This window comes from Amycolatopsis sp. NPDC059027 (genome assembly GCF_042739735.1).
Lineage (GTDB): Bacteria > Actinomycetota > Actinomycetes > Mycobacteriales > Pseudonocardiaceae > Amycolatopsis.
This window is the reverse complement of record NZ_JBHYIK010000009.1, coordinates 1-7673: the sequence shown is the minus strand read 5'-3', so window position 1 is coordinate 7673 and position 7673 is coordinate 1. Positions and strand designations below refer to the sequence as shown.

The following is a 7673-nucleotide window of genomic DNA, read 5'->3' as shown; positions in this document are numbered from 1 at the left end:
GTCCGAATCCCTGCATGGCAGGGGTTCGGACGGCTCCTCGCTCGACGCTGACAGGCGGCCCGAACCACGTAACCCGAAGATGTGGGTCAGGAGATGCAGAACTCGTTGCCTTCGGGGTCTTGGAGGGTGACCCACCTGTGAGGGCCCTGGCGTCCGCGATGCAGGAACGTCGCCCCGCGCTCAGTCAGCCTCGCCAGCTGGTCCTCAACATGGTCCGAGCCCACCCAGACGTCCAAGTGGACCGGGTTCTTGGTGGTTACGTCTTCATTACACTTGCCCTCGGGCACGGGCTGGAAGAGCAGTGACGGCTGCCCGGCCTCCTTGACCTCGACGTAGCCCGTGCCGTCCTCGTCCGTCCAGCGTTCGACCGTGCCGTAGCCCAGCGCGGCCCGCCAGAACGCGGCGACGATCTCCGGGCGGTGGCAGTCGAACGCGACGGCGATCATCCGGGTGCGCATGGCTCCACGGTCGCACGGCGGGCACGGGTTTGCCGGGCGGATCACCGGGAACCCAGGGTGGGCAGAGCCGCGAACGCCGAGGAAGGGAGGCTGCGGTGACCACCGTACGTGAGCTGATGACCAGCCCCGTGAAGTGCGTCCGCGAATCGGATGCGGTGCTGGAGGCGGCCCGGCTGATGGCCGCCGAGGGGGTCGGTGCCGTGCCGGTCTGCGGGGAGGACGGCCGGATCAAGGGCATGCTCACCGACCGCGACATCGTCGTGCGGGTGCTGGCCGAGGGCAAGGATCCCCGGGCGCTGCACGCGTCGGAGGTGGTCGAGGGCGGCGTGGTGACCATCGGCCCCGACGTCGAGGCCGAGGAGATCATCCGCACCATGTCCGAGCATGCCGTCCGCCGCCTGCCCGTGGTCGACGGCGGCACCCTGGTCGGCATCGTCGCGCAGGCCGATGTCGCCCGCGCGCTGACCAACCCGGCCAGCGGCGAACTCGTCGAAGCTGTTTCCCAGGAGGAATAACCCCGACAGGCTCGGCCGTGCTCCGTCCACTATGGCCGGGGTACGGCCGGTCCACGATGGATGTCCGAAAAGGACGTCCGAAAAGGACACAAGATGAGCGCGGCCGACTATCTGCCGGACACGGTGTCGCTGCCCCGGCTGCGTTCCGCGGCCGCGGCTTGTGAAGGCTGCGGGCTGTACCGGGATGCCAGTCAGACCGTGTTCGGCGCGGGAGAACGGGACGCGCGCGTCATGCTGGTGGGCGAGCAGCCCGGCGACCGGGAGGATGTGGAGGGTGAGCCGTTCGTCGGCCCCGCCGGGCAGCTCCTGGACCGCGCGCTGCACGACGTCGGCCTCGACCGCGCGGGCATCTACCTGACCAACGCCGTCAAGCACTTCAAGTTCACCCGCCCCGAGCGCGGCAAGCGACGGATCCACAAGAAGCCGTCGCGGACCGAGGTCGTCGCATGCCGCCCGTGGCTGCTCGCCGAACTCACCGCGGTGGAGCCCGAACTCGTCGTCCTGCTCGGCGCGACGGCGGCGCAGGCGGTGCTGGGTACCGATTTCCGCATCACCCGGGAACGGGGCAAGCTCGTCCGCCTGCCGGAGGAGTTCGGCGGCCGGCGGGCCATCGCCACTGTGCATCCGTCTTCGGTGCTCCGCGCCGAAGACCGCGAGAGCGCCTATGAAGCATTCCGCGCGGACCTCGCGACAGCCGCGAAAGCGGTGTGAATCAACGACGTGAGGCCGCGTGGGCGCCCGTGCGCCGGGACACTCCGCGCCGGGACGCCGCGATGTCGTACAGCACGATCGCGAGACCCGCGAGCGCGGTCAGGCCGTGCAGCCAGTTGTCCGCCCAGTTCACGTTCACGGGATCGGCCGCGCTGCCGGTGGCCGCCACGAGGACGCCGTTCACGGTGAGCCCGGTGAACCCGAAGAACAGCACCCAGGCGAACGCGATGGTGCTCGCGCGGTGCAGAGCCGCCGGCAGCGCGAGCACACCGACGGCGGTGTGCACCACGTTCAGCACGGCGCTGGAGCCGAAGATCCACACCGTCCGGCTCGGGTCGTGGCCGACGGTGCCGGTCGCCGGGGTCCAGAAGCCGGCCAGGCCCAGTGCCAGGTAGGCGATTCCGATGAGCGCGACGATCAGCCGCGCGGGATAACGTCCGGTTCGCTCGGTCATCACGATCCTCCGCATACGCACGTTTCGTTCGGGTACCCGGCGGGTGATCCACAAAACCCCGCGAGGAGGTACCCATGCGCCTCGGCTACACGCTGATGACCGAACAAGCAGGCCCGAAGGAACTCGTCCGCTACGCCGAGGGCGCCGAACGCGCGGGCTTCGACTTCGAGGTGTCCAGCGACCACTACTCGCCGTGGCTGGAGGAGCAAGGCCACTCGCCGTACGCGTGGAGCGTGCTCGGCGCCGTCGCGCACTGCACGGAACGGATCGAGCTGATGACGTACGTGACCTGCCCGACGATGCGGTATCACCCGGCTGTGGTAGCGCAGAAGGCGGCGACCGTGCAGGAGCTGAGCGACGGCCGGTTCACCCTCGGGCTGGGCGCGGGGGAGAACCTCAACGAGCACGTCGTCGGCCGCGGCTGGCCGCCGGTGAACGTCCGGCACGACATGCTCGCGGAGGCCGTCCAGATCATCGGCGGGCTCTTCGACGGCGGCTACTTCGATTACGCGGGAACGTATTTCCGGGTGGACTCGGCGAAACTCTGGGATCTGCCCACGGCGCGGACGCCCGTCGCGGTCGCGGTTTCGGGCAGTCGGTCGGTGACCCGGTTCGCGCCGGTCGCGGACGCGATGATCGCGGTGGAGCCGAAGGAACAGCTGTGCCGGGAATGGGACGCGACCCGGCTGGGCAGGCCGACCCGCAAGATCGCGCAGCTGCCGGTCTCGTGGGACCCCGACCGGGCGGCCGCGGTCAAGCGCGCACACGAGCAGTTCCGCTGGTTCGGGAACGGCTGGAAGGTCAACGCCGAACTGCCCGGCCCGGCCGGGTTCGCCGGAGCCACCCGGTTCGTCACCGAGGACGACGTCGCGGCGGGAATCCCTTGTGGACCCGACATCGAGCCGATCGCCCGGGGCGTGCGCCAGTTCGCCGAGGCGGGCTTCACCGACGTCGCGCTGGTCGAGATCGGCGGTGACCGGCAGGAGGACTTCCTGGACTTCGCCGAGCGCGAGCTGCTTCCCGCCCTGCGCGAGATCTGACTCCACCGAAGGTCGCCCCCACCGAGGCCGGACCGGGCTGAAGGGGACTTTCCTCGCGTGACATGAGCTGAAGGGGACTTCCCTCGCATGTGCCGAGACGAAAGTCCCCTTCAGCCCACGTGGTCCAGGGCTGGGGCTCAGTCCCGGCCGGTGCGGGTCGCCGAGATGGCCTCGACCACGGTGTCGAGGTCGCGGTAGTGCTCGTCGGGCAGGGCGGCGAGCGGGCCGAGCAACTCGTCGCCCCCGCCCGCGGCCGCGCACCGGCGGAGCAGTTCCTCGCGCCCGCACGGGTATTCGACGTCGGCGAGGTGCCGGGCGAGGGACTCGCGGTCCGGGGCGCTCATCGTCATGGGGAACACCTTTCTGTCGTGCTTCGGGCCACATCGGGGAAACGTGCCGCTCACCCGGCGCGCTGGGCGGCGATCAGCGGGATCCGGCCGCCCGCGAGCACGGCGTCCCGCTGGCGGCGGGAGAGCCGGTGCGTGACGTGGTAGTTCTCGTCCCGCGTGCGGTTGTGCACGGTGAACGTGTCCGAATCGGACAGTCGATTCCTGGCTTCGCCGAGAACGAGGACGTCGTCGCGTTCGACGCGGTCGTAATCGGCCGGGTCGGCGAACTCCAGCGCGAGCACGCCGAAGTTCGCGAGGTTCTGCCAGTGGATGCGGGCGAAGGATTTCGCGAGCACGACCCGCAGGCCGAGGTGCCGGGTCACGATCGCGGCGTGTTCCCGCGACGATCCCTGGCCGTAGTTCTCCCCGGCCACCAGCCAATGCGCCGGCTCCTCGGCGGCCCGCGCGGGGTAGTCCGCGTCGATCCGGGTGAAGGTGAACTCCGCCAGCTTCGGGATGTTCGACCGCAGCGGCAGTGCGGCGGCGCCGGCAGGGGAGATCTCGTCGGTCGAGACGTCGTCACCGAGTTTGAGCAGCACCGGCGCTTCGACGCGGTCCGGAAGCGGGTCGAACTCGGGCAGCCCGGAGATGTTCGGGCCCTTCACCAGTTCCTCGTGCCGGGCCTCCGCCTCGGGCAGTGGCTCGGCGAAGACACGTGTGTCCACTGTGGACTTGCGGGGCGGGCGGATACTCTCGGGGTCGACGTCGGCGGTGAACTCCCTCGGGTCGGTGATGACCCCGGTGACGGCCGACGCGGCGGCGGTTTCCGGGGAACACAGCCACACCGCGTCGTCGGCCGTCCCGGAGCGGCCGGGGAAGTTGCGGGGGAAGGTGCGCAGCGAGTTCTGGCCCGGGGCGGGTGCCTGTCCCATGCCGATGCAGCCGAGGCAGCCCGCCTGGTGGATCCGCGCGCCCGCGGCGAGCAGCTCGGTGGTGTGCCCGGCACGCGTCAGGTCGACGAGGATCTGCCGCGACGTCGGGTTGACGTCGAAACTGACCGAGCCGGCTGCCTGCCTGCCGTGGACCATCGCGGCCACGACGGCGAAGTCCCGGAACCCAGGGTTCGCCGAGGAACCGACGACGACCTGGCCGATCGGCGTGCCCGCCGCCTCGCGGACCGGTACGACGTCACCGGGTGACGACGGCCTGGCGACCAGTGGTTCCACAGTGGACAGATCGATCTCGTCGTGCACGTCGTATTCGGCGCCTTCATCGGCGAGGATCTCGCGGAAGTCGTCCTCCCGGCCTTCGGCGCGCAGGAACTCGCGCACCGCCTCGTCGGCGGGAAAGACCGTGGTGGTGGCGCCCAGTTCGGCCCCCATGTTGGCGATCACGTGCCGGTCCATCGCGGTGAGCCCGGCGAGACCGGGGCCGTGGTATTCGATGATCCGCCCGCGCCCGCCGCCGACACCGTGCCTGCGCAACATCTCCAGCACGACGTCCTTGGCCGAGACACGGTCCGGCAGCGTGCCGGTGAGACGGACGCCCCAGATCTCCGGCATGCGCAGGTACAACGGTTCCCCGGCGATGGCGAGCGCGACCTCGATCCCGCCGACGCCGATCGCCAGCATCCCGAGCGAGCCCGCCGCGCAGGTGTGCGAGTCCGAACCGGCCAGCGTGCGTCCGGGCATCCCGAACCGCTGCATGTGCGTCGGATGGGAAACCCCGTTGCCCGCCTTGGAGAACCACAGCCCGTAGCGGCGGCAGGCCGAACGCAGGAACGCGTGGTCCTCGGCGTTCTTCTCGTCCGCCTGCAGGAGGTTGTGGTCGACGTACTGGACGCTCAGCTCGGTGGCGGCGCGCTCGATGCCGAGCGACTCCAGCTCCTGCATCACCAGCGTTCCGGTGGCGTCCTGGGTCAGCGTCTGGTCCACCCGGAGCCCGATCTCCGAGCCGGGTTCGGGACGGCCACTCACCAAGTGCTCGTCGAGCAGCCGGCCGGCGACCGTGCGAGCTGTTTCTCCGGCCATGTCACCCGGCTACCCGCTGTCCGGCGGGCTCAATCACGCGGTGCCTACAGGGCGGGCCTGCGCACGGCAGGCAGCCGATCGAAGGCGTCGACCAGCGCGGACACGACGTCCGGATGTCCTAACGGGAGCGGCGCGGGCACCCGGTCGCCGGCATCGCCCGTGCTGTGCGCGACGATTTCGACCTCCACTCCGGCGTCCCGGAGCCCGGCGACCCGGTTGCCGTGGTCGCGCAGCCAGTCCGCGTCGGCGGCCCGCGCCCGCTCCGCCTCGAGGAAACCTTCGGCGGCCGGGTCCACCAGCAGCACGGACCGGACGACGGACGGCCGGTGTTCGGCCAGCAGCAGCGCTTCCTCGCCGTACGGTCCACTCGCGACGATGTCGGTCACCGGGAGCGGCCCGCCGGCATGGGCGAGCACGTGTTCGCACGCGTGGAGCGCGCCGTCCACGGGCAGCCGCGCCCAGACGATCTCGCGGTCCTCGGTGAACGGACGCCAGGTGGCGGGCAGCTCGTCGTGCTTGCTCGCGCCCGCCGGATCGAGGACGAGCACCCGCCTGCCGCCGGGGACACCGTGGACGACCACCGGCGGACCTTCGGCGCGGACCGGGTCGGGTTCGGGGGTTCCGGGCATGGCAGGTTCTCCTTTCGGCGCCGGGGCTCAGCGACGGGTCACGGGCAGTTCGGGCGAGGCCGTGTCCAGCGGGACCGACCCGGACCTGACGAGTCCCAATTGGACGGTCTGGCGCGGAGTGACGGCGTCGAGTGCCCAGTCGGCCGCGACGCGGAGTTTGTTGGCGGGCATGGACATCAGGTGATAGCCGCGGGTGAGGAGTTTCGCCGGGAGCCCGGACAGCGGGATCCGCACCGGGTTGGCCGCGGCCTGCCCCTTGCCGAGGTCCACCGCGAAACCGAGGTCATGGTGCCTGTACTCGCCAAGTGGACGCTCCCGCAGCGAGGCATCGACGTTGTGCCCGGCGAGTTTTCCTTGCCGGACGGCGTGTTGCGCGGTCATCGGCGTGATCTCGCCCTTCCGCGACGCGTCGGGCACCGCCGCGGCGTCACCGCAGGCGAAGACCTCCGGATGTCCCGGCACCCGCAGTGTCGCGTCGACCCGCAACCGGCCCCGGTCGGTCGGCAGCCCGACCTCCGAAACGAGCGGGTCCGGCCGGACGCCGACGCACCACACCAGCGTGCGCGTCGGGACCTTGTCGCCGGTGGTGAGCGTGACGCCCTCGGCGGTCGCCTCGTCGATGGAGGTCTTCATCCGGACGTCGACGTCCCGCTCGCGCAGCACCTGGTCCGCGGTCGTGCCCAGCCGCTCGTCCAGCTCCGGCAGGACGCGGTCGGCGACGTCGAGCAGCATCCAGCGCATCGGCTGATCGGCGAGTTCGGGATGGCGGGCGGCCAGCGCGGCGGTGAGGATCGGTCCCTGCGCGGCCACCTCCGTCCCGGTGTAGCCCGCGCCGACCACGACGAACGTGCACCGGGCCTCGCGCTCGGCCGGATCGTCGGCCGCGGCGGCGAGTTCCACCTGGCGGGTCACGTGATCACGCAGGTACAGCGCCTCGGGCAGGCCGCGGAAGCCGTGCGCGTGGTCGGTCACCCCGGGGATCGGCAGCAGCTTGGTCACGCTGCCGGCGGCGAGCACCAGCCGGTCGTAGGACAGCGTGTGCTCGCGGTCCTCCGGGTCGAGGTAGCGCACCGAGCGCTCGTCGAGGTCGACACCGCACACCGTGCCCAGCGCGAGCCGGACGCCGGGCAGCGTGCCGGGAATCGACACCAGCACCCGCCGCGGATCGAGGATCCCGGCCGCGACCTCGGGCAGCAGGGGGACGTAAAGGAAGTAGTCCGTCGGGTTCACCACGACGATTTCGGTGCCTTCGGGAGCGGTTCGCGCCAGAGTCCTGGCTGCCTGGTACCCGGCGAAACCGGCGCCGGCGATCACCACGCGCATCAAGGGTCCCTTCCGTAGCCTGCGGATCCACCTCGGCGAGTACCCCGCACCTCGGAAAGAAAACGCACCCTGTCGCCCCCCCCACAGGACAGAAATGGGCGTGTAGAGCAACAAAATGGGGGAGAAACACCAAATATTTGGGAGAAAGAGAAAAAACACCACCCCGGAGTTGGTGGGAAATGAT

9 protein-coding genes are annotated in these 7673 nt (G+C 70.6%); 3 read left to right on the top strand and 6 right to left on the bottom strand.

Annotated features, from left to right (window positions below; all coding sequences use genetic code 11):
- Window positions 1-86: 86 nt before the first annotated feature.
- A complete protein-coding gene (locus ACFWY9_RS08375; protein WP_378338507.1) occupies window positions 87-458 on the bottom strand; it encodes a VOC family protein in 372 nt (123 codons plus the stop codon).
- Window positions 459-553: 95 nt separating this feature from the next.
- Between ACFWY9_RS08375 and ACFWY9_RS08370 the strand changes: the two genes are divergently transcribed.
- Entirely contained in the window at window positions 554-973 is a 420-nt protein-coding gene (locus ACFWY9_RS08370) for a CBS domain-containing protein (RefSeq protein ID WP_378338506.1), read from the top strand.
- Between the two features lie 93 nt (window positions 974-1066).
- Window positions 1067-1684, top strand: coding sequence for a UdgX family uracil-DNA binding protein (locus tag ACFWY9_RS08365; RefSeq protein ID WP_378325574.1), 618 nt, complete (start codon window positions 1067-1069; stop codon window positions 1682-1684).
- A 1-nt stretch (window position 1685) separates the two neighbouring features.
- Here ACFWY9_RS08365 and ACFWY9_RS08360 read toward each other — a convergent pair whose 3' ends face one another.
- Window positions 1686-2138 carry a DUF4383 domain-containing protein gene (locus ACFWY9_RS08360; RefSeq protein ID WP_378325575.1) on the bottom strand — a complete coding sequence of 151 codons (453 nt, stop codon included), beginning with the start codon at window positions 2136-2138 and terminating at the stop codon, window positions 1686-1688.
- 74 nt (window positions 2139-2212) lie between these two features.
- On the opposite strand from ACFWY9_RS08360, the gene ACFWY9_RS08355 reads away from it, so the two are divergent.
- Complete coding sequence (locus ACFWY9_RS08355) at window positions 2213-3178, top strand: TIGR03557 family F420-dependent LLM class oxidoreductase (RefSeq protein ID WP_378325576.1); 966 nt, start codon at window positions 2213-2215, stop codon at window positions 3176-3178.
- 137 nt (window positions 3179-3315) lie between these two features.
- Here ACFWY9_RS08355 and ACFWY9_RS08350 read toward each other — a convergent pair whose 3' ends face one another.
- Genes ACFWY9_RS08350 through ACFWY9_RS08335 form a run of 4 tightly spaced genes read right to left on the bottom strand, consistent with a single transcriptional unit; the run spans window position 3316 to window position 7489 of the window.
- Complete coding sequence (locus tag ACFWY9_RS08350) at window positions 3316-3528, bottom strand: DUF2795 domain-containing protein (RefSeq protein WP_378325577.1); 213 nt, start codon at window positions 3526-3528, stop codon at window positions 3316-3318.
- Window positions 3529-3578: 50 nt separating this feature from the next.
- Window positions 3579-5537: an aconitate hydratase gene (locus tag ACFWY9_RS08345; RefSeq protein WP_378325578.1), complete on the bottom strand. Its 1959-nt coding sequence runs from the start codon at window positions 5535-5537 to the stop codon at window positions 3579-3581.
- A gap of 44 nt (window positions 5538-5581) precedes the next feature.
- Window positions 5582-6166: a hypothetical protein gene (locus tag ACFWY9_RS08340; RefSeq protein ID WP_378325579.1), complete on the bottom strand. Its 585-nt coding sequence runs from the start codon at window positions 6164-6166 to the stop codon at window positions 5582-5584.
- Window positions 6167-6193: 27 nt separating this feature from the next.
- Window positions 6194-7489, bottom strand: coding sequence for an NAD(P)/FAD-dependent oxidoreductase (locus tag ACFWY9_RS08335; protein WP_378325580.1), 1296 nt, complete (start codon window positions 7487-7489; stop codon window positions 6194-6196).
- Between the last annotated feature and the right edge of the window lie 184 nt (window positions 7490-7673).

What these genes read in the sequence shown, in the direction of transcription:
- ACFWY9_RS08375 (WP_378338507.1), bottom strand. Translation starts at nt 458, where the DNA reads ATGCGCACCCGGATGATCGCCGTCGCGTTCGACTGCCACCGCCCGGAG.
- ACFWY9_RS08365 (WP_378325574.1), top strand. Translation starts at nt 1,067, where the DNA reads ATGAGCGCGGCCGACTATCTGCCGGACACGGTGTCGCTGCCCCGGCTG.
- ACFWY9_RS08360 (WP_378325575.1), bottom strand. Translation starts at nt 2,138, where the DNA reads ATGACCGAGCGAACCGGACGTTATCCCGCGCGGCTGATCGTCGCGCTC.
- ACFWY9_RS08355 (WP_378325576.1), top strand. Translation starts at nt 2,213, where the DNA reads ATGCGCCTCGGCTACACGCTGATGACCGAACAAGCAGGCCCGAAGGAA.
- ACFWY9_RS08350 (WP_378325577.1), bottom strand. Translation starts at nt 3,528, where the DNA reads ATGACGATGAGCGCCCCGGACCGCGAGTCCCTCGCCCGGCACCTCGCC.
- ACFWY9_RS08345 (WP_378325578.1), bottom strand. Translation starts at nt 5,537, where the DNA reads ATGGCCGGAGAAACAGCTCGCACGGTCGCCGGCCGGCTGCTCGACGAG.
- ACFWY9_RS08340 (WP_378325579.1), bottom strand. Translation starts at nt 6,166, where the DNA reads ATGCCCGGAACCCCCGAACCCGACCCGGTCCGCGCCGAAGGTCCGCCG.
- ACFWY9_RS08335 (WP_378325580.1), bottom strand. Translation starts at nt 7,489, where the DNA reads ATGCGCGTGGTGATCGCCGGCGCCGGTTTCGCCGGGTACCAGGCAGCC.